The 21,398-nt window shown below is 45.0% G+C and carries 24 protein-coding genes and 1 riboswitch; of the genes, 2 read left to right on the top strand and 22 right to left on the bottom strand.

Annotation, left to right across the window (positions count from 1 at the left end; translation table 11 throughout):
* Positions 1-169 precede the first annotated feature (169 nt).
* Positions 170-928, bottom strand: coding sequence for an SDR family oxidoreductase (locus tag AC58QG_RS08900; protein WP_497361710.1), 759 nt, complete (start codon positions 926-928; stop codon positions 170-172).
* A gap of 188 nt (positions 929-1,116) precedes the next feature.
* On the opposite strand from AC58QG_RS08900, the gene AC58QG_RS08905 reads away from it, so the two are divergent.
* The gene (locus AC58QG_RS08905) at positions 1,117-1,728 is read left to right on the top strand and encodes a TetR/AcrR family transcriptional regulator (protein WP_497361711.1); all 612 of its coding nucleotides are present in this window, start codon (positions 1,117-1,119) and stop codon (positions 1,726-1,728) included.
* A gap of 57 nt (positions 1,729-1,785) precedes the next feature.
* Here AC58QG_RS08905 and ytfJ read toward each other — a convergent pair whose 3' ends face one another.
* From ytfJ to AC58QG_RS08980, 15 genes are all read right to left on the bottom strand, one after another.
* Positions 1,786-2,271 carry a GerW family sporulation protein gene (ytfJ, locus tag AC58QG_RS08910; protein ID WP_497361712.1) on the bottom strand — a complete coding sequence of 162 codons (486 nt, stop codon included), beginning with the start codon at positions 2,269-2,271 and terminating at the stop codon, positions 1,786-1,788.
* Positions 2,272-2,397: 126 nt separating this feature from the next.
* On the bottom strand, positions 2,398-3,099 hold the full coding sequence (locus AC58QG_RS08915; protein WP_497361713.1) for a DUF2953 domain-containing protein: 702 nt from the start codon (positions 3,097-3,099) through the stop codon (positions 2,398-2,400).
* A 140-nt stretch (positions 3,100-3,239) separates the two neighbouring features.
* Positions 3,240-3,845 (bottom strand): SMC-Scp complex subunit ScpB, encoded by a 606-nt coding sequence (gene scpB, locus AC58QG_RS08920; protein WP_497362814.1) that lies wholly within the window; start codon positions 3,843-3,845, stop codon positions 3,240-3,242.
* On the bottom strand, positions 3,829-4,620 hold the full coding sequence (locus AC58QG_RS08925; RefSeq protein WP_497361714.1) for a segregation and condensation protein A: 792 nt from the start codon (positions 4,618-4,620) through the stop codon (positions 3,829-3,831). Before AC58QG_RS08925 ends, scpB begins: the two co-directional genes overlap by 17 nt.
* A 16-nt stretch (positions 4,621-4,636) precedes the next feature.
* Positions 4,637-5,278 carry a site-2 protease family protein gene (locus AC58QG_RS08930; RefSeq protein WP_497361715.1) on the bottom strand — a complete coding sequence of 214 codons (642 nt, stop codon included), beginning with the start codon at positions 5,276-5,278 and terminating at the stop codon, positions 4,637-4,639.
* Positions 5,278-5,748 (bottom strand): 6,7-dimethyl-8-ribityllumazine synthase, encoded by a 471-nt coding sequence (ribH, locus tag AC58QG_RS08935; RefSeq protein WP_028554240.1) that lies wholly within the window; start codon positions 5,746-5,748, stop codon positions 5,278-5,280. Before ribH ends, AC58QG_RS08930 begins: the two co-directional genes overlap by 1 nt.
* Before the next feature lie 56 nt (positions 5,749-5,804).
* Complete coding sequence (locus tag AC58QG_RS08940) at positions 5,805-7,034, bottom strand: bifunctional 3,4-dihydroxy-2-butanone-4-phosphate synthase/GTP cyclohydrolase II (protein ID WP_497361716.1); 1,230 nt, start codon at positions 7,032-7,034, stop codon at positions 5,805-5,807.
* An 18-nt stretch (positions 7,035-7,052) separates the two neighbouring features.
* Positions 7,053-7,718, bottom strand: coding sequence for a riboflavin synthase (ribE, locus tag AC58QG_RS08945; RefSeq protein WP_497361717.1), 666 nt, complete (start codon positions 7,716-7,718; stop codon positions 7,053-7,055).
* Positions 7,719-7,734: 16 nt separating this feature from the next.
* Entirely contained in the window at positions 7,735-8,844 is a 1,110-nt protein-coding gene (gene ribD / locus AC58QG_RS08950; RefSeq protein WP_497361718.1) for a bifunctional diaminohydroxyphosphoribosylaminopyrimidine deaminase/5-amino-6-(5-phosphoribosylamino)uracil reductase RibD, read from the bottom strand.
* Between the two features lie 233 nt (positions 8,845-9,077).
* A riboswitch (FMN riboswitch) is annotated at positions 9,078-9,252 on the bottom strand.
* 284 nt (positions 9,253-9,536) lie between these two features.
* The gene (locus AC58QG_RS08955; RefSeq protein WP_497361719.1) at positions 9,537-10,721 is read right to left on the bottom strand and encodes a hypothetical protein; all 1,185 of its coding nucleotides are present in this window, start codon (positions 10,719-10,721) and stop codon (positions 9,537-9,539) included.
* A 487-nt stretch (positions 10,722-11,208) separates the two neighbouring features.
* The gene (locus AC58QG_RS08960) at positions 11,209-11,640 is read right to left on the bottom strand and encodes a peptidylprolyl isomerase (RefSeq protein WP_310223365.1); all 432 of its coding nucleotides are present in this window, start codon (positions 11,638-11,640) and stop codon (positions 11,209-11,211) included.
* Between the two features lie 117 nt (positions 11,641-11,757).
* Positions 11,758-13,089, bottom strand: a complete 1,332-nt coding sequence (gene lysA / locus AC58QG_RS08965; RefSeq protein ID WP_497361720.1) for a diaminopimelate decarboxylase — start codon at positions 13,087-13,089, stop codon at positions 11,758-11,760.
* Between the two features lie 160 nt (positions 13,090-13,249).
* Complete coding sequence (locus tag AC58QG_RS08970) at positions 13,250-14,893, bottom strand: spore germination protein (protein ID WP_497361721.1); 1,644 nt, start codon at positions 14,891-14,893, stop codon at positions 13,250-13,252.
* Positions 14,894-14,917: 24 nt separating this feature from the next.
* Positions 14,918-15,331 (bottom strand): stage V sporulation protein AB, encoded by a 414-nt coding sequence (locus AC58QG_RS08975; protein ID WP_497362815.1) that lies wholly within the window; start codon positions 15,329-15,331, stop codon positions 14,918-14,920.
* Between the two features lie 5 nt (positions 15,332-15,336).
* Positions 15,337-15,969, bottom strand: coding sequence for a stage V sporulation protein AA (locus tag AC58QG_RS08980; RefSeq protein WP_497361722.1), 633 nt, complete (start codon positions 15,967-15,969; stop codon positions 15,337-15,339).
* 191 nt (positions 15,970-16,160) lie between these two features.
* Between AC58QG_RS08980 and AC58QG_RS08985 the strand changes: the two genes are divergently transcribed.
* Positions 16,161-16,370 carry a DUF378 domain-containing protein gene (locus AC58QG_RS08985; protein ID WP_497361723.1) on the top strand — a complete coding sequence of 70 codons (210 nt, stop codon included), beginning with the start codon at positions 16,161-16,163 and terminating at the stop codon, positions 16,368-16,370.
* A gap of 149 nt (positions 16,371-16,519) precedes the next feature.
* On the opposite strand, the gene sigF is transcribed toward AC58QG_RS08985, so the two are convergent.
* The 6 genes from sigF to AC58QG_RS09015 form a co-directional block, all read right to left on the bottom strand.
* Positions 16,520-17,275, bottom strand: a complete 756-nt coding sequence (sigF, locus tag AC58QG_RS08990) for an RNA polymerase sporulation sigma factor SigF (RefSeq protein ID WP_028554229.1) — start codon at positions 17,273-17,275, stop codon at positions 16,520-16,522.
* An 11-nt stretch (positions 17,276-17,286) separates the two neighbouring features.
* Entirely contained in the window at positions 17,287-17,733 is a 447-nt protein-coding gene (gene spoIIAB / locus AC58QG_RS08995; RefSeq protein ID WP_497361724.1) for an anti-sigma F factor, read from the bottom strand.
* A complete protein-coding gene (gene spoIIAA, locus AC58QG_RS09000; protein WP_497362816.1) occupies positions 17,730-18,083 on the bottom strand; it encodes an anti-sigma F factor antagonist in 354 nt (117 codons plus the stop codon). The genes spoIIAB and spoIIAA overlap by 4 nt, the downstream gene beginning before the upstream one ends.
* A gap of 117 nt (positions 18,084-18,200) precedes the next feature.
* Positions 18,201-19,376 carry a D-alanyl-D-alanine carboxypeptidase family protein gene (locus tag AC58QG_RS09005; protein WP_497361725.1) on the bottom strand — a complete coding sequence of 392 codons (1,176 nt, stop codon included), beginning with the start codon at positions 19,374-19,376 and terminating at the stop codon, positions 18,201-18,203.
* Between the two features lie 169 nt (positions 19,377-19,545).
* Positions 19,546-20,847, bottom strand: coding sequence for a pyrimidine-nucleoside phosphorylase (locus AC58QG_RS09010; RefSeq protein ID WP_497361726.1), 1,302 nt, complete (start codon positions 20,845-20,847; stop codon positions 19,546-19,548).
* 95 nt (positions 20,848-20,942) lie between these two features.
* Positions 20,943-21,326: a cupredoxin domain-containing protein gene (locus AC58QG_RS09015; RefSeq protein WP_056614567.1), complete on the bottom strand. Its 384-nt coding sequence runs from the start codon at positions 21,324-21,326 to the stop codon at positions 20,943-20,945.
* Between the last annotated feature and the right edge of the window lie 72 nt (positions 21,327-21,398).

The following is a 21,398-nucleotide window of genomic DNA, read 5'->3' on the forward strand; positions in this document are numbered from 1 at the left end:
GTACACTTTCTAGTTCGAATTAACAGATGAAACTTTGTACAAGTATATGCGGTTGGACGAGGGATATGTCCGAGAATTCGAAGGAGCTTCTAGTGAAGAGACACTTGCGACGACACAAAAAAAGCCTGTTGAATGAATCAACAGACTAAACATTGTAAATCATTTATTTTTAGTAAGCCGTCCAGCCCGCATCTGCTGTAACCACTGTTCCGTTAACAAAGCTTGCATCTTCGGAAGCCAAGAACAGAGCAACTTTGGCAATTTCCTCCGGCTCACCAGCACGAGGATTCAATCCCATTCCAACCATTGCTCTTTCCATGCCAAAAGGATTTGGCGCCGTAATCGTCGTCCCAATGTTCGTGCTCACACCACCTGGTGCGATTGCATTACAACGGATGCCGAGATTCGCATATTGAAACCCAACGTTTTTCGTAAATCCAACTACAGCATGTTTAGATGCCGTATACGCTGCACCTGCTCTGGATCCATTTAATCCGCCTGCAGAAGCAATGTTTACGATAACACCACTTTTTCTTTCTGTAAAAATCGGAAGAACTTTACGTGTCGTTCTCATTACACCGGTAGTGTTAATTGCAAATACGCGCTCCCAAAGCTCGTCCGTTAAATCTCCAGCGGGAACAAAATTGTCCATAATTCCAGCATTATTTATCAAAATATCCACGGTTCCGTATACCTTCACAGCCGTATCTATTAAAGCTTGTACATCTTCTTCTTTCGCGACGTTGGCTGCTACGGCGATAGCTGAACCACCCTTTTCTTCAATCGCAGTTACAACGGCTTGAGCCGCTTCTACCCGTAGATCGGAAACGACAACTTGAGCTCCTTCTGTGGCAAACAATTCTGCGATTGCTTTACCCATACCTGACGCTGCACCTGTAACGATAGCCACTTTTCCAGAAAGCTTCATGTGTAATTCCTCCAAATGTCATGTATTTTTTGTGCGAATAAAACCACTGAATTGTGCATATAGAACTTCTTTCACTTGGAGTATAATAGAGTATCAGGAGTGATACAATCAGTAAAAAACACTCGTTTGTTAGCTAACGAACAAAATCATTCGTTTTGTTCATTAAAGCCAAGAAGGAATGAATCGCAATGTTGGAAAACACAAAAAAAACGGATCGCCGAGTCGTTAGAAGTAAATTAGCTTTACGGGAAGCCTTGCTTTCGCTAATGGCACAAAAACCATTCTCTTCCATTTCAATTACTGAAATTGTTGAATCCGCGAACTATAATCGCGGCACTTTTTATGCGAACTATGAAAGCAAAGAAGAGTTGCTTGATGAAGTCATTGACAATTTAACCCAGCAATTACTCCAATCTTTCCGCGCCCCTTATGCGCATGTTGAAGTGTTCCGCATTAATGAATTGCCAGCAAAATCTGTCATGATATTCGAGCACTTTTACCAGAATTCTTCGATTTACACCGTTTTAATGAAAAGTGAAGTACTTCCCAAACTGAAAGAGAAAATGTTTAGTGCATTAAAAAAAATCACACAAGAAGAATTAATCTATCCAGATCGGGATAACGAAATAGATCAAGAGCTTCTAAGCATTTATTCCATACATGCCTTACTTGGCCTTATTTTCCATTGGATTGAAAGTGACTTTACATATTCACCTTCCTATATGCAGGACCAACTTATTAAACTAATTAACTGGCGTCCTACGTCTGCTAAAACAGTCGTGAGAGTTACTCCGGATTGAGCATTGCATTCCACAGAAAAAAGCTGTCCACAAAGGACAGCTCATGATGACCAGATGCTACACAATAAAATTCTGATTCTCAACATTGGTGACATTGGTTGAAACAGGAGCCGGAGTCTTCGCCGACATGCCCTTGATCATACTCTGAATCTTGTCTACAACCTGCGGCGCAGAATCGATTAGACGCTCCAGAATATGCGTTTGGTTATCTAACGGTACGACCTTAACGCCATTCTTACCCACGACTAGGAAAGCAATTGGCGTAATCGATACCCCACCACCACTACCGCCTCCGAAGGGTAATGCCACTTTGGCATTGAGCGCATCGCCACGGTTCATTGAACCGCCTTCGATTTCGATTTCGGAGTCTGTCACAAACTCACTACCGCCTGCAGCGAAACCAAATCCGACTTTGGAGATCGGCATAATGACACTTCCGTCAGGCGTTTCGACCGGATCACCGACAATTGTGTTTACGTCGACCATTTCTTTTATATTTTCCATGGCGACTTTCATGAGGCCTTGAATCGGGTGTTCGGACATCTTCATATTCCTCCTTAGCGTTTTTCGCCATACGATCTGGCATCGAATGCTCAGCAACAAAGAACTCAAAAGAACAAACATGGTTCAGTTCTAGAGTGCCCCTACTGGCATGGGGTTATGTAAAACTCACGATGCAGGTTTAAATCTAGCTCTCGCTTTCAGCGCGAACTGGATCCAGCTTCGAATACCCCCTTTGATTTTGGCTGCTCGATACAATAACCGTATACCTGCAATAACCGCAAACCATACTCGTATACGACCAGCAAAACGAAACTCCGTTGCAAATTGCTTCTCGTTATACTGCGGTATGACATCCACACGCGGCTTAGCAATCAGCTTCACATATCGGATCGTGAACCCGAGCAGCGATGACTTAATCGCCCATACAGCGCCCGTCGTAATCGCCGTTTCAGGCGCATCACCTAGCCCTACACGTGTTATCCACTTCAGCTCCGTGCACTCCACTTTTGCCAACGTTTGCTTCATCCAGCCATATAAATTCAGCGTATGTACAAGGATATCTTTGGCTTCCTTGTAAAAGGCGATGACTTTATCTTTGGTAATGTGATCTCTCGTCTCATCTTTCAGTTTGGCGTTATGTTGTGTCACTTTTTCTGACTTAATTAAAATCCCTTGGGTGAAGCCTTTGAATTGAATGATAGGGATAACATAACGATATCGCACAAGCCCGAACAACCCCCGCATCTCCACAGAAAGCGTATCATTATCTTTCACTCGGGAGAAATAAAACTCACCGCGCATATAGCTGCACAGCACAACGATACTTGCAAGGATGACAACCAAGACGGCCACTCCAACCCACAGCAACACTTACGCCTCCTCAGTCAAAATAAACGGCTGCATTTATTAAAAAAACTCCACCTGCAAGAATAAGTCTTCTCGCAGGTGGAGTTAGTATGACCTCTAAAAGGAAATGAAATGCATGTTTGGATAAGCTTTAGCCTCAACTATTCTGAATGCTCGTCAGTCACATCGTCCAGTGTCAATTGTTTCTGGTCTCCGCCTAAGCGATCGAATAGCATACGTGTTTCTTCCTCCAAATCAAAATTACCTTGAAAGTTTGCTGAGTCAGGCAATTCTTGAATCGAGTTTAGACCGAAGTATTCTAAGAATTGTTTGGATGTTCCGTATAAGATCGGTCTTCCCACGGCATCCGCACGCCCAACCTCTGTAATCAAATCCTTACCTGTTAATGTGGCGAGTGCGCGATCACACTTTACGCCGCGGATTTCTTCGATCTCGACTCGTGTAATAGGCTGCTTATAAGCAACGATAGACAACGTCTCTAAGGCAGCTTGCGAGAGCGAAGAACGCGATGGCGTATAAGCAAGCCGCTCAAAATAAGGAGCGTGCTCAGCCAACGTAGTCAACTGGTAGGCTCCCGCAACTTCTACAATTTGGACGCCGCGTCCTTTTCGTTTGAAATCCGTTCGCATATCTTTCAGCAAATCTTTAATCACATAGGAATCTAGCTCCATCACTTCAGCAAGTTGCTTGAGATCTAGACCTTCATCACCAGAGGCGAAGAGAAGTCCTTCAATAATCGATTTCATCTGTTGGAAGTTGAGTGTCAAGGTCGGTTACCTCCTCTTTGGCTTGAATGACGATATCCTCAAAAAGCTGATTTTGGTAGCACATAATTTTCTTCATTTTCATCAACTCAAGGATGGCTAGAAAGGTTACAACGATTTCTTCCCGCGTCATCTCATAATCGAATAGCTTGGAGAATAACAGCTTACCACCTTTTATTTTGAGCAATTCAACAACCTCACGGATTCGATCCTTCACTGAGATCTCATCCCGCCTAATCCGTGCAACTACGTTACGGTTTGCGAGCTTACGCAGTGTACGTTGAAAAGCAATCAGTAAATCAGCGACATCCAACCCTTCCACCGGATTCTCTTGAAGCTCCGGCAGATACGGTGTTAAATCCTCCGGTTCACGCGTGTAAACGAGGCTGCGCTCCACTTCTTTGTCACGAAGCATATCAGCAATCGATTTATATTTCCGATATTCAATCAGCTTTGCAACGAGCTCGGCGCGCGGGTCTAACGAATCATCCATATCATCAAAATATTCGTCAAATTCAATGACAGGCGGCTTAGGTAAGAGCATTTTGCTTTTGATGGAGAGCAGAGTGGCAGCCATAACTAGAAACTCACTCGTAATATCTAACTCCAGCTCCTGCATCGCTTGTACATACCCAAGGTATTGATCTGTAATTTCTTTGATCGGAATATTGTAAATGTCGAGTTCATTTTTATCAATCAGATGCAGCAATAGATCAAGGGGACCTTCAAATGCTTCCAACTTATATGTAACCTTCATGTCGTTCTTCCCCTTGTCATAGTGAATAAAGATGCATGATTACCTGTACAGCATATGGATAAATGCGACTGAGCGCCAATTGACCAATTGGGGTAACCATTAAAACGATTACAAGAATAAGTGCCTTAATCTTTTGTCTTGCCATCCAGCGCTGTGTCGGAGCCGAAACCAATCCTCTCCAAATGTGCCAGCCATCCAGCGGATAAAGAGGAAGCAAATGAATGAGTCCAATCATTAAGTTAACAATCACACAGTATTGTAAATACACTCGCCACTGCTCTATAACCATCGATTCAGCTGCAGTGCCGAGAAGCGAAGGTAAGAAGAAATATAACCACCAAAAAAACAGAACAAGTAAAAGATTCGTCACAGGTCCCGCCAAGTAAACAAGGGTATGCGATAGCCTTTTATGTTTAGGAAAAAGCGCAGGATCAACCGGGATTTTCTTAGACCATCCGTAGGGTCCGAAAATAATCATCGCCAGCCCCAAGACATCTAAATGTGCCAAGGGGTTGAGCGATAATCTCTTACTATCTCGGGCTGTTCGATCTCCTAACCACCAAGCAACCCCAGCATGCGCTGTATCATGCAGGGTCATAGCGATTAGGAACGCAAACAGCCGAGGCAGCAAGGTTTCCAAATGGTAATAAGCCAGCATTAGGAAGTGAATTGCTTTGTCAAATTCGCCATTTCAATCGCAGTTACGGCAGCTTCCCAGCCTTTGTTGCCTGCTTTCGTGCCTGCTCGTTCAACTGCTTGCTCAATGGAATCCGTTGTTAATACACCGAAAATCGTCGGTACGCCAGTTTTCAAGTTAATCGCGGACACACCTTTCGCCACTTCGCTGCACACATAATCAAAATGCGGCGTTGATCCACGGATCACGGCACCAAGGGTAATCACAGCATCGTACTTACCGCTTTCCGCCATCTTTTGAGCGATTAGGGGAAGCTCGAAAGCGCCTGGAACCCAAGCGATGTCAATTTCATTTTCGTCCACACCGTGACGTTTAAGCGCGTCTTGTGCGCCGCCAAGCAGCTTGGAAGTAATGAACTCGTTGAACCGTCCTACGACAATCCCATATTTTAAATTTTGCGAAATTAAATGTCCTTCATAAATCGTTGCCATGGTAAGAATCTCCTTTTCTGTTGAAGCATATTGGATTATTGGAATGTGATAGTCAATTAAATGCCCTTGCCGACGTCTTTAAAATTCAGCATATGGCCTAGCTTTTGTTTCTTCGTTTGCAAATAATTCAGGTTATCTTTCTTACTTTCCATTTGAATTGGAACGCGCTCATCCACTTCGAGGCCGTAACCTTCTAAGCCTTTGATTTTGCGCGGATTATTCGTTAATAGCCGAAGCTTCGTGATACCTAGATCTTTCAATATTTGAGCGCCAATGCCATAATCACGAAGATCTGCAGCAAATCCAAGCTTAATATTCGCTTCTACCGTGTCTAATCCCTGCTCTTGAAGGACATAAGCCTTCAATTTATTGATTAACCCGATGCCGCGACCTTCCTGTCGCATATATAATAATACACCATTGCCTTCTTCATCAATCTGTTTTAGTGCTGCATCCAGCTGTGGGCCGCAATCGCAACGATGGGAATGGAACACATCTCCTGTCAAACACTCCGAATGGACACGCACCAAGGTAGGCTTGGAAGGGTCTATCGTACCTTTAACTAAGGCTACATGTTCTTTGTTATCCAATTGATTCGTGTATGCGATCGCCTTGAACGTACCGAAATCCGTTGGCAGATCCACTTCGACTTCTCGCTTTACCAATTTTTCTTGCTGATTCCGATACTGGATTAAATCTTGAATGGTAATAATGCTGAGCTCATGCTTCGCGGCAATCTCTATTAAATCAGGAACTCGGGCCATTGTGCCATCTTCTTTAATGACTTCACAAATAACGCCTGCCGGATACGAGTCACAAAGAATCGCTAAATCGATGGTTGCTTCTGTATGGCCGGCTCTACGGAGAACTCCACCTTTTTTGGCGATCAAAGGAAAAATGTGACCTGGTCTGCGGAAATCCTGCGGCTTCGTCGACGGATCGATTAAACCTTGAATCGTTCTGGAACGCTCATGGGCAGAAATCCCTGTACTTGTATCTATATGATCAACAGAAACCGTGAAAGCTGTGCCATGATAATCCGTGTTGCGCGCCACCATGGGAGGCAAATCAAGCTCTCTCGCCCGTTCCTCCGTAATCGGTGCGCATACGAGCCCACGGCCCTCCTTGATCATAAAGTTAATGACTTCAGGTGTAGTTTTATCTGCAAGGGCGATAAAATCGCCTTCATTCTCACGATCTTCATCGTCCACGACAATAATGACTTTACCTAATTTCAGATCCTCTAACGCTTCTTCAATCGTATTGAATCGAATGTCTTGTGTCATATACACCTCTCCTAACTACTACATAAAGCCGTTATCTGCTAAAAAGCTTGCGGTGAGCGTGCTTTTCTTAACGCGATCGGAAGATTCCGAAGGACCAAATTTGAGCAATCGCTCCATATATTTGCCAAGAACATCACACTCAATGTTGACGGTGTCTCCGGCTTTTTTGTCATGGAGAACGGTTTGCGCAAGGGTATGCGGGATAATCGAAACGGAAACATCGTGTTCTGTGACATCTACAACCGTTAGACTAATACCATCAATCGTGATGGAACCACCAGGGATAATGTAACGGAAAATATGCGGGTTTTCAGGCTCAAATCGGTATACAACAGCATTCTCTTCAGGTGTTCTAGAAATAATCGTTGCTGTGGCATCCACATGGCCCTGCACGATGTGCCCGCCAAATCGACCATTCGCAGCCATTGCCCGTTCCAAGTTCACACGTGTGCCAGATTGAAGGTTGCGAAGATTCGTCTTCCGATACGTTTCAGGCATCACGTCAACGGAGAAAGAATCACTATCATAGGAGATGACCGTGAGACAGACGCCATTCACAGCAATACTGTCCCCCAAATGGACATCTTCCAATATTTTTTTGGCGCCAATGGTTAGTACCATGGCTTGCCCTCCACTATGAATGCGGCGCATGTGGCCGATTTCTTCAACAATGCCGGTAAACATGCCACTCCTCCATTCTCTAGCTCTTATAGATCGGATAGCCGGTTATACAAACATCCGGCCCGAATTGCTCGACACGCAGTCGGTCGAGCGTTATGGCGTCGTCCATCTTCGCGTAGCCCTCGAAGTGGATGTTCACAGGTGCTGCTAAGCCCCCGCCGATAATTTTCGGCGCAAACATCAGCACCAGCTTATCAATCAGGCGCCGCTCCAACATGGCGCCGTTCAACCGGCCTCCACCCTCTAGGAGGATGGAGCCGATCTCGCGCTCGCCCAGCTGCTGCATGGCGAGCGTCAGGTCCACCTGCGGGCCGTCCCCGCAGGTGAGGACCGTGATGCCGCGCGCTTCCAGCGCGGCACGCCGCTCCGCGGGCGCCTGTGCGCTCGCGAGCAGGATCGTCGGCTGACGATCCTGCTCGGTGAGCACGCGGGCGCCGAGCGGGACTCGCAGCTGCGAGTCCGCGATGATGCGTACCGGCTGCACAGCCGGTACGTCGCCTCGCGTGCTCAGCTGCGGGTCGTCGGCGATGACGGTCTGCACGCCGACGAGGATGCCCTGATGCCGGTGGCGCAGGGTATGGACGAAGGCACGCGACGCTTCGGACGTAATCCACTTGCTGTCACCGGTTTTGGATGCGATGCGGCCATCCAGCGTGCTCGCTGTCTTCATTGTCACGAATGGCATGCGGGTAACAATGAATTTGTTGAAGGCCTCGTTCAGCTTAGCTGACTCTTCGCCTAGCAAGCCGACGCTGACTTCCAAACCATGCGCACGAAGTTTAGCTATTCCTGTGCCGGCTACTAATGGATTCGGATCTGTGACAGCGACAACGACACGCGCTACACCGGCTTCGATGAGGCGATCGCTGCATGGCGGTGTCTTGCCATAATGACTGCAAGGCTCTAGGGTCACATAAGCAGTGCTTCCCTTAGCTTCCTCGCCTGCCATTTGCAACGCCAGCACCTCCGCATGGCCATGTCCGCGCTTCAGATGTGCGCCCATGCCAACAATACGGCCCTCTTTGACAAGCACACACCCCACAACAGGATTAATCCCAGTTTGTCCGAGCGCGCTCTCTGCCATCTGTAAAGCAAGTCGCATATAGGCTTCGTCGTTCAACAGCTGCATGGATGATCACCACCTTCTTAATCCAGTGCTTGAATCTAATGCAAAAAAGCCCCTTCCGCTTTCGGATGGGGGCCAGAGATTGTTTAGATAACACGAATAAACACCAGCTAATACGCCTGTTGCATTTTTGATCAAATCAAACAATACCGACTAGGAAGTCTTTACAGACAGACCTGCCGAATTTTTGTTAATGTGAAAAAATGAACAAGCATGCTAGCGAATTTGGCATTCGCATTTTCCTTCTCCCATCCAGACTATACTGTCGGTCCCGGAGTTACACCAGGTCAACCGTAGCGAAGCTGTTGTCAGGTACCGCTAGCTTCACAACGGGTCACGGACTGATCGCAACCATATACATGTGTGCGAATCACCGCCGGTGTGGAATTTCACCACGCCCCGAAGGTTTTGCATACTATAAAAGAAGTAGTAACTAAACCTTAGCTACTAATTTCTTTATTAAACAAAAATTTATCACTCACGCATGAAAATTGCAAGGTCTTTTTCATTTTTTCTGATAAAAATTATCGGAATTATTGGTTTTACTTCCTATTCTAACTCCCGATTATTTCTTAGCTTTCCGTTAATCTAGAGGTGTAACTCCGAATAATTCACGAAAGTAATTAGATAAATTTAGAAATTGCCTTAAATCCCAAGTGGACCGGAACCTCTGTATATGATTACGTTTATGTTATTCATTGTTCTAAAACTGCAACATCCGAACAAATCGTTCCTTCTTCCCAATGTGGATTCGCATAACCAGCAGGCGCATTCAGGTAAGGCAACCAAGCCGCGTCAAAACCAGCCTTCTTCTTTACTTCAACGCATGCATTTGCCGGATCAACGCCTTGTGATACCTCTGTCAGCAGTTCCTTCCTCAGCTGTGCAAAACGTTTGATCATCCGATCGAACTCCGCTTCTTGACCGGTCTTTATGCCACCCTCTACCCACTCGCGTTCAAAAATAAAAGCGTATTCCTTGTAGGAAACAGCTTGCATCTCAGCAGCTTCCGTATAATCACGCAACGCCTGTTCGATGTAACCGTACGATTCAGCCCACAACCCGCTTATTAGTCGGTGATAAGGTGTAGGCGACTGTGTATAGACTCTTTGAGTCCGCTTGAGCTCATTACCACTAATTGAATACGCCTCAGTAAATTCCTTCTGCCATGGCCCCGCGCCAACTGAACCGATTAGTCCTCCAGAAAGCAGCAGCTTTTTATCCCTAATTTCCGCTTTGGATACACTAGCTATTACTGCTGACCCCCTATATGTTTCAAGTTTCCTATCCAACCATGCAGACACGGTATACGTGGAAAAAGTGGTATGTGCTCCGCTATTTGTTGACACCCATACTACTTCGGGTTTGCTATCACCTGTAAGGTCCATAATGGTCATGATCTTTGTTCGGCCGTTATTGACAGATGAAAATTCCAAACTTTGCAAGGTGAACTTGCCTTCCATAAAATCAATGATAACCCCATATGACTTTCGTTCCTGCACCACGCCAGTTTGTTCATCTAGCCTATCCTCATACAGCACAACAACCCATTCATTCGAAACCCCATCCTGATCCAGATCTGTCTGAATGACATTTAACGGTTCTTTCTCAGTATCGTAAGGGACGACCAACGTCTGTAACCACTTCGTCATGTCACGAATAGGTTCATGTAACTGGTTAAGCTCCCACTTAAGCTGCTCGATCAAAGGCGTCCTATCCGCTTCTGTAGCTGAATTGACTCGTAGTTCATCGGACATCAAGGCCACTTTTTGTGAATTTTGAACAGGCAGCCTCAACTCTTTTCCTGCTGGTCGAGCCAATACACAGAGCAAAACAAGCATTACACCTGTGCTTATATACGTTATCCAATGCTTTTTCAACTGCACATCACCTTTCACACGAACCCCTTTTTCAATTTGACGTATCCACTTAGTGATAGGTTCTGATCGTTTGTTTAGGCATTATACGCTAATTCCAAAGATTACATTGCCCATTCAACAACTCATCGTGATCCTAAATAACATCTGATTCAATTGGATCAGAATTGCTGGTGGTGGAGGAGTTAAGAGTTGGCGGTTCTGGAATCACAAATAACTGTAAAATCTACAGTTAATCCTGGGGGATAATCCTCAAAATTTGATTTAAATGGAAAATATGTAGTTATTTCTGCCGCTGAAGCTCATTTCATTTAAAATGCCTGAAATTAACTGCAGAAAATCCATTTATTCACAGGAAAAACAGGACTAGATAAATTATTTCCCTCCTTCCGCGCTACTTTCCCCCTCTAATTTCACACAAATACTACATACAAAAAACTGCCCAGACCTTAGTCTGAGCAGTTTCGTATGCTTGTAATTACGTTTGAAATTATACTTCTACAACTTCGACTTTTTCCATTTTGTCTTTGCCTTTGAACGCATCAACAAGCTCCATACCTTTGGATACTTTACCGAACACTGTGTGTCCACCATCCAAATGCGGTTGTGGTTGGTAAGCGATGTAGAACTGGCTTCCACCAGTATTACGACCAGCATGTGCCATAGCTAGGGAGCCACGCTCATGTTTGTTCGGGTTGATTTCACAGTTGATTTGGTAGCCAGGGCCACCAGTTCCTGTTCCAGTTGGGCAACCACCTTGTGCTACGAATCCTGGAATAACACGGTGAAATACTAGTCCGTTGTAGAAACCAGAGTTTGCTAGTTTTTCAAAGTTAGCGACAGTGTTCGGTGCATCTTTCTCAAAAAGATCGATGATTACCTCTCCGCCACCTGCTAGTTGAATTTTTGCTTGTTTTGCCATTATGTGGTTCACTCCTTTAGGAAATAATATCTTATTCTACTATGAATGACTGCATTACACAAACAGAAGAAGGAACCCTCCGTAACGAAGGGGCCTCCTGCTCATTTCATGATGCAATTATATCGTCTTGCTTACTTGTTTCATTCTCGCCGGAATCACGTCATTGCCAACGATTTGATCAAAAGATTCGCGTTTCACGACAAGGTCGCTCTGACCATCTTTGACGAAAACAACACCAGGTCTGCGAATGCGGTTATAGTTGCTAGCCATCGAATAGTTGTAAGCTCCTGTACTCGATACAGCCAAAATATCACCAGCTGCTACCTTCGGCAGATTCACATCCCAGATCAACATATCGCCGCTTTCACAGCATTTGCCGGCAATCGAAACTACCTCAGCTGGCTGCTCTGCAGCGCGATTAGCGAGTCCCGCTTCATATACAGCATCGTACAGTGCTGGACGCGGGTTGTCAGTCATGCCCCCATCTACAGCCACATACTTACGTACACCGGGAATATCCTTCGTTGTACCGACCGTGTAAAGCGTCGTCCCTGCGTCGCCAACGATACTGCGGCCAGGCTCAACCCAAATCTCAGGAAGTGGGTAACCGTTGCTGCCGAAGTTCGTTTTGATTGCATCCGTAATCGCTTTGACGTACACAGCAACGGGAAGTGGTGTATCTTCACTAACATATCGAATCCCAAAGCCGCCGCCCAGGTTAATTACTTTGAAAGTGACATCTAATTCTGTGCGTACGTGAATGGCGAATTCAGCCATCTTCTCGGCTGCAATACGGAAGCCTTCAACTTCGAAAATCTGCGAGCCAATATGCGAATGAATGCCCAATAGGTCTAGATTAGAAAGCTGAGAAGCCTCCTCAATCGCGCGGAATGCGGAGCCGTTCCCCAAATCGAAACCGAATTTGGAATCTGTTTGACCTGTTGAAATATATTCATGCGTATGCGCCTCGACACCTGGCGTAATCCGCAATAAAATTTTCACCTTTTGGCGTTTCTCCGCCGCAATCGCATTTAACATCTGCAGCTCGATAAAGTTATCCACAACGAAACAGCCAATTTTGGCATCAATTGCCATTTCCATCTCAGAGATGGTTTTGTTATTGCCGTGGAAGTGAATACGTTCAGCAGGGAAACCCGCTTGAAGCGCTGTATATAGCTCGCCATCGGATACAACGTCCAACGACATACCTTCTTCTTCCACAATGCGGCACATAGCCATTACGCAAAACGCTTTACTTGCATAGGCTACTTGAAACTTCAGCCCAGAAGCCCCAAAAGCTTCGACGAACTCACGACAACGCTGACGCACAAGTGTCTCATCAAATACATAGAGAGGCGTGCCGAATTCGGCAACCAACTTCGTCGTATCGACACCGCCGATTTCGAGATGGCCTTGGTCATTTATTCTACTGGTACCATGTAAATACATAGCTATATTTTCCCCTCTCTACTTGAACCTTCCCTATGCCAAATTCCGCTAAAGAGGTCGCATACATACTAATAAAAGTACCATAGTGAACGCGTATTTGACAATACATGCGCCTAGAACAAACAAAAATGGGCTGGATAATTCCAGCCCATTTAGTGCGTTATGATTTAGGTTGACGGGTACCATCAATTGGCTTGGTAATGCTAAGTCTTGTTTTGCTAGCGAGTACTGGACGGCGCAGTAAGATAGAGAAAAAGCTCTTGGCATTAAATGGGATAAACGGCCACATATAGGGGGCGTCATAGGACTTCTTCATGGCCAATAGGATGAGCCATAAGGTGGAGCCAATTACAAAGCCGGGAACTCCAAAAATAGACACCGTTATTAATAAGGCTAGCCTCACGATTCGATTCGCTAACCCTAATTCATAACTAGGTGTAGCGAACATCCCGATGGAAGCCAGAGCTAGATAGAGGATGACTTCATTGATGAAGAGTCCTGTCTTTACCGCAATGTCTCCAACTAGTATCGCCGCCACCAAACCCATCGCGGTTGCAAGCGGTGACGGGGTATGCACCGCGGCCATTCGCATGAGGTCAATCCCAATATCTGCAATCAAGAATTGCAGCAGGAGCGGTAAGGTCCCTTCCTTCTGTGGTCCAAGGAATTCTAAGCCCGCTGGCTTTAAGGAAGGCTCCATCACCATCAGATACCAGAGTGGAAGCAAGAAGATGGACATCATAATCCCAGCAAAGCGAACCCACCTTAAATACGTGCCGATAAACGGTGTATTCCGATATTCCTCAGCATGCTGTACATGATGAAAAAAGGTCGTCGGCAAAATCATGACGCTTGGAGAGGTATCCACAAATATACAGACATGACCTTCAAGTAGATGTGCAGAGACCACGTCTGGCCGCTCTGAATAGCGCACCATGGGATATGGATTCCATCCCTTATTTACGATCATTTCCTCTAATTGTTTCTCCCCTAATGGCAGACCATCAATCTCTACTTGTTTCATTTTGTCTTTAATCGTTTGGACGAGATTCGCATCCGCAATGTCATTAATATATCCGATACAGACATCTGTCTTCGTTCGCTTTCCGATCTGCATGATTTCTAGTTTAAAACGCTCATCACGAATGCGGCGTCTGACGAGCGTAACATTCACGAGGAGCGTTTCGACGAAACCATCGCGTGAGCCTCGAACGACACGTTCCAAATCCGGTTCAGCAATGGAGCGGACAGGAAAGCTTTTCGCATCAACGGCAATGGCCGTAGTGACTCCCTCGATAAAGAAGGCAGTCCCACCCATTAACACTTGTCCAACAATCTCAGACATTTTCGTATAATGCTTCACTTGAATATGTGGAATCAGTTTTTCAATAAAAGTTTCCAAGGTATGATGGGCCACTGCCTCACTATCTGCATAGGTCAGACGAGTGATAATGTCCGTCAACACCGTATCTTTGGCGAACCCGTTGCAGTAAAAGATGCCAACGCGTTTAGAGCCAAACACCATCTCTCTCATCACAAGATCAAAACTTCGATTCAAGCCGACCCGCTCTTCCAAAACACGCTGCACATCATGAAGATTCTTAGGAATATCTTCTTCAATCTTCAGTGCCTTCTCTTCCGGTGTCATATTTGTAATCGGATTATAGGCCGATAAATTCCCTTCCTCATCGACAGCTAGCTTTTCTTCTTGATTCCCTTCTTCATTACCTTGTTTCTCGTCGTCCTGTAATTCTTGCAAGTTCTCGTGGTCACTGTGTTGACCATTTTTAACTATAAATTTCATTGGTGCGCCACCTTCCTCTGCCCGTTAATAAAATAACCATTCAAATAAGGAGCCAACAACTTTACCGAAAATCATGGCCATTAATAACATGATCCGATAGGAATCCATCCCTACTCGTTTAGCCAATATCGGCAGTACATTGACGATTTCAGTCAATGCTGCGGCAAGTAAGCCTACGAAACACCCTGCAAATAAACCAACCAACGCAGCTCCCATCGGAAATAAATGCATATGCAAATCACTGAAATCCACCCAAGTAAACACCAATGAACCTAGTACAACTGCTGCTTCATACGCGCGGATTTTGGAAAATGACCGAGTGATTTGTGCTAGTCTAGGAATAATATCCAGCACAACTAAAAAAGCAACCATACCACTGCCAACCGTTATCCCCCCAGCTAGCCCGATAAAAGCGGCTAGGAAAGCCTCCCCAAGCAGCGTAATCACTTCGTTTCACCTTCATCATGGATTTTCGAATACTCTTCAGTTATCACATAATGATTAATGTTTTCTTGATACATAAACATTTCAACTTCTAATGGACTCGGCTCTTCATTAAATTTCTTTTTAAACAAGTGATTAAAGAAGAGTACCATCCCTACGCCGATACCAAGCGAATAAGGAATTTGCAAAATCAGCGGATGTTCCACCTTTTTCCCCGTCATTAACTCATAAATACGCTGATGAACGTCTAGCATCGAGACATCTGCGTGGAAATTCATAATAGCCAGCCCTGAACCAATAAATAAAAGCAGCCACACAATCCCGATGAGAAGTGGATTTGCTTTTTTATTGTCGGTATATATTTCTAACAGCACATGAGGTTCTCCAAAATGTTCAACCTGGAGCTCGGGAAACCGTTTCTTCACTTTACGAATGATCAAAAGCATATCGATGAGCACCCGATTTCCATCCTCTTGCTGAGGTTGATGTATGACCAATTCGTTCAGGGCTTGTTCATATTCAGGCTCCACAAATAGCTGTGCAATATGGTGCAGTCTCACGATTTGACCTTTGCGTATACGCGCTTTGCGGCGCAGTCGAATGTACAAATATTTGTTAACTACCTGGACCATGGTTCACCCCTCTCAGAGCTTAACAATGACAATTCTGCCTACAGTCGTCCATGTATAGAAATAGTATGCAAAATCTTTCCTTCGCGTAATCAATTCGAGATTTGGTAAATTCTCCATGCATAAACTCGGTTTTGGCAAGGCATGTTAAATAGGGAATACGATTACTTATTCCATAAAAAGAAGGTGATAACATGGCAAAATTCGCGCTAACACTCGTCATCATCGGTGCGCTGAATTGGCTTCTAGTTGGGCTTTTCGAATGGGATTTAGTTTCTTCCTTACTGGGAGGGGATTCACACCGTGAATCTTCAGGGTTAAGTCGTATCGTCTATTCCCTCGTAGGTTTATGCGGGATTTACTGCGTAAGATTTTATACCGTTGACCGTTATTCCGTTCGGTAGGTAAGAGTTTGGTGTACGAAGTATAAACAAGCCGCTCATCGCCCTCGAGATGCTCTTGGGAAATTAGCGGCTATCAATTTATACACTGAAAAACCGTCCTCCCATAGGAGCACGGTTTATTCATTCCCAATTTGGTTTTATTGGAGCGGTTATTGAGCAATCTGATCTTTAATCGATTGCAAAATCTTTTTCTCCAAACGCGATACCTGCACTTGCGATATGCCTAGTCTGCTCGCGACCTCCGATTGCGTCTGATCACGGAAATAACGGAGATAGACAATAAGTCGTTCTCGCTCAGAAAGCGTCCCAATCGCCTCATTCAAGGCTAGCTTCTCGAACCATTTCTCCCCGGATTCATCCGAAATTTGGTCCATGAGCGTAATGGGGTCTCCATCATTCTCAAACACGGTCTCATGAATCGACGAGAGCGGTTTATTCGCTTCTTGCGCGAATACGACCTCCTCCGGCGTAATCATAAGCTCCTCGGCAACTTCTTTAATGGTCGGCAGTCTGCCCAAGCGCTTTGAGAGCTCATCCTTCGTCTTGCGAATTTTGTTCGCAAGCTCCTTGAGAGAGCGGCTTACCTTCAACGTCCCATCATCCCGCAGGAACCGTTGGATTTCTCCAATTATCATCGGTACTGCGTAGGTTGAGAACTTTACATCATACGAAAGATCGAATTTATCCACGGACTTAAGAAGTCCAATGCATCCGATCTGGAACAAGTCTTCGGCTTCGTAACCACGGTTCAAAAAGCGCTGAACCACGGACCACACCAAACGGATATTGCAGCTGACAAGTGTTTCTCTAGCGAGTCCATCTCCGGATTGGCTGAGGGCGATTAACCGTTTGACTTCCGAATCGTCTAAATAACTATGAGAAGCATGCTTCAGATCAACATCCATAGATCCTACCCCTAATTGTATAAAGCTTTTTTAGATTCAATTCGCTTCAACATGTTTATTTTCGTTCCGATTCCGACGGCCGTCACAACTTCCACTTCGTCCATGAAATTTTCCATAATTGTAAACCCCATTCCAGAACGTTCGAGTTCTGGTTTAGATGTGTACAGGGGCTCCTTCGCTTGCTCTAGATCAGCAATACCTTCGCCCTTATCTTCAATCATTAACCGAATCGTGTCATCATCAATTTCAGCTGAAATGGTAATGACACCATCCGTTTTATTGTTATAACCATGTATAATCGAATTCGTTACGGCTTCTGACACAACCGTTTTGATATCCGTCAATTCATCTAAAGTTGGATCTAATTGTGACACGAATGCGGCCACAGCTACTCGCGCAAAGGCTTCATTCTCTGAACGGCTGGCAAATTGCAACGTCATGAAGTTTCTTTCACTCATAATGCAACCTCCAAACTGGACATCGCATTACGCTCATTCTCTTGAATCGATACGATCTTAAACATACCCGAAAGCTCGAACAAACGATAAACGGCCGGTGATACGTCACAGACGACCATTTTGCCGCCTTTGCTCGTGATTTGCTTGTAACGACCAAGAATGACGCCAAGCCCTGAGCTATCCATGAAGGAGAGATCTTTCAAACTAAGAATCACGTGGTGCGTTTGCTCCTTAGCAATCGCATCCTCCATCCTCGCCTTCACACTATCCGCTGCATGATGATCCAACTCGCCTTTCAATCTAACAATCAGCGCTCTTCTACCTTGCTCAAACTCGATTTGCAGGCCCAATATGTTCACTCCCTTCAGGTCATGAACACTAGTTTCTACAAGGCTTCTGGTATTTCCTGCCACCCGACAAAACTAGAAGAAAACCGCTAAAAGTAGGCAAAATAATCGGCTAATTAGCTAATCCGTGGTGAATAACTGCGAGGTTGTCCGCTTAAACAGCTTCCACCATGAGGCTTTATCAACGGCTTGAGGTGACTCTAATGGGTACTCCGCTAAGACAGTATCCCCGTTGTAAACCATAATTTTACCAATCGGTTGGCCTTGGCTTACAGGAGCTCTCAAGCTAGGGTCAAGCTGCAATTCATGTCGGATATTCGCCGTGTCTGTCCCTTTTTTCATTAAGATGCTATAGTTTTGCTTCGCAACTAATGGAACTGTCGAGACTTGCCCTTTATTTATCGTAAAATTACCCAAACTATCGCCAGTTTTGAATAAAGGGTAATTCGTGTATTGCGCAAACGCATAATCAAACAGCTTCGTTACTTCTGCGTTCCGCGTTTTGGTATTAGGTTCACCTAGTACGACAGCCACGACCCGTAAATTGTCCCTTTTCGCTGTTGCAGACAAACAGAACTTAGCTTCGCTGGTATAGCCTGTTTTCAAACCATCAGCGCCACTATAGAAGCGTACTAGCTTATTGGTATTCACAAGCCAGAATGGCTTAGGTGAGTCTTTTCTTAAATAATCTTGGTATGCACCCGTAAAATTCGTAATCCCTTCGTGCTTAAGCAGCTCTCTCGACATTATGGCGATATCATTTGCCGTTGTGTAGTGATTAGCAACTGGAAGTCCATTACAGTTAGAGAAATGCGTATTCTTCATGCCAAGCTGACCTGCACGCTCATTCATCATGGCAACAAAATTTTCTTCTGAGCCGGCTATTTTCTCAGCCATGGCTACAGAAGCATCATTGCCAGAAGCCATTGCGATCCCCTTCAGCATTTCCTGAACAGACATTTGTTCACCAGGCTCTAAGAAAATTTGCGAGCCGCCCATTGAAGCTGCATATTCACTAACACTGACTTTTTCATCCATTTTGATGGTGCCCTTGTCGATTGCTTCCATAATCAACAGCATCGTCATAATTTTCGTGATACTCGCTGGTGGAAGCTTCGCGTCCTTATTTTTCTCCGCGATCACCGTACCGGTATCCGCATCCATAAGAACAGCAGATAGCGCATTCGGTGTTAAATCAACTGGCTGTACCTTAGTTTCCGCCGCATAAATCGCTGGCAGGACCAGCATCACACCTAGTTGTAAACAAATGAAACTGATTAGCCCTTTTTTTCGCATAGCAATTGTACCCCTCCTGAGATGTATGAAGTGAAAGTTTGGCATTTTGCAGCATGAATGACTGCTAATCAGTGTTGACGAAATCCCTGTAAATTATTCCATGAGGGTGAAAATAACCCATAACAAAAAAGCACCTTCCCTTGGGAAAGTGCTCTTCTCGCAACGTTTACTATTCGATTACATCGTAAATCAATTGCTTCAGTGCTGGCTGCGTTGAGGTAATCTTATAAGCATCAATAATCATAGCTTCAACCTCAACCACATCTAGTCGATTTGCATGGATGGTACAAATGGATTCCCCCACTTGAACTGCATCCCCAATTTTCTTATTCAACGTGAGTCCAACTGCATAATCGATCAAGTCTTCCTTCTTCGCCCGTCCCGCGCCTAACAGCATAGCCGCAATTCCGATATTTTCAGCTTGAATCTCGTTAATGAAGCCAGCCTGCTGTGCGTTAACCTCGATTTGATATGCTGCCGTTGGCAACAGTTCAGGCTGATCAACAACACGCGAGTCGCCGCCTTGGCTGGCAATAAAGCGCTTGAGCGTGTCTAACGCCTTCCCCTTGGAGATGATGTCACGTACAGCTTTCTCTGCCTCCTCAAAGGAGGTGAACACCTTGCCAAGGACTGCCATATAAGCAGCAACAGAAATCGCAACTTCCGTTAGATCCTTGTCTCCTGTTCCGCGCAGTACTTCGATGGATTCTCGAATTTCATTCGCATTTCCGATTTCGCGGCCAAGCGGCTGATCCATATCGGTAATCATCGCAATTGTTTTTCGATTCAAGCGGGTTCCGATATCCACCATCGTTCGTGCAAGCACCCGCGCATCCTCGACTGTTTTCATGAAAGCGCCGGAGCCGATTTTCACATCCAAAACAATCGCTTCAGCGCCAGAGGCAATTTTCTTACTCATGATGGAGCTGGCTATCAATGGTATTGAATCGACCGTTGCCGTTACATCCCGCAAAGCATAAATTTTCTTATCTGCAGGAGCCAAATTACCACTCTGACCGACAATCGCAATTTTATTCGTGTTAACCGCTTCGATAAACGCTTCTTTCGATAATTCAATTTGAAAGCCTGGAATCGACTCCAGCTTATCTAACGTACCGCCTGTATGTCCCAAACCTCTTCCTGACATTTTAGCCACAGGGATGCCAAGAGAAGCGACAACTGGACCTACGATGAGGCTTACTTTATCACCCACGCCACCAGTTGAATGTTTATCGACTTTCACACCGGCAATTGCAGACAGATCAATCATTTCACCGGATCCCGCCATCGCTAACGTAAGGTAGGAAGTTTCTTCATCCGTCATGCCGTTTAAGAAAGTCGCCATTAAGAAGGCAGACATTTGATAATCGGGGACATTCCCAGCCGTATATTCATTAATAATAAACGTAATTTCTTGATTGGTTAGCGCATCACCGACACGCTTTTTATGTATTAAATCAACCATTCTCATGAGAATACCTCCTTTAATAAGCATCATACATCAACAAAAAGGAAAATGGAAAAAAGGGAGCTAATAAGCCCCCTCTTAACTGTCATCTATGAAGATTATTGTACAATTAGTTTGGATTTCATTTTCGCATGTCCTTCGCCGCAAGGAAGAACACAATCGATTTCATATGTACCTGGTTTATCGAAAGTAATTTCCTTCGAAGGGTTTTCTTTGTCGAGTTTAATGTCCAATCCAACAATTTCAACCGCATGTACGCCTTCTTTTAAAGATAAAGATACTTTCGTAGGCTCACCTTTTTTGATCGTGTACTCTGGCGTATCAAACTGCCAGTTTGAAGCAACTAATTTCAGCTGTTGCATTTTACCAGCGGCAGCCTCGGCTTCCTGTGCCTCTTGGCGATCAGAAATATCTTGAAAGAGGACTCCCAGCCCCAATGCGCCCGCAAGTATAAATAGTACAAAGAAAATCCACTTTTGCATGCATATCCCCCTCATCATGTGTTCACTTCATCTATTCTACCTAACATCAGAGAATAATCCCATATCTAGTAC

This window comes from Paenibacillus sp. J22P169 (assembly GCF_059691995.1).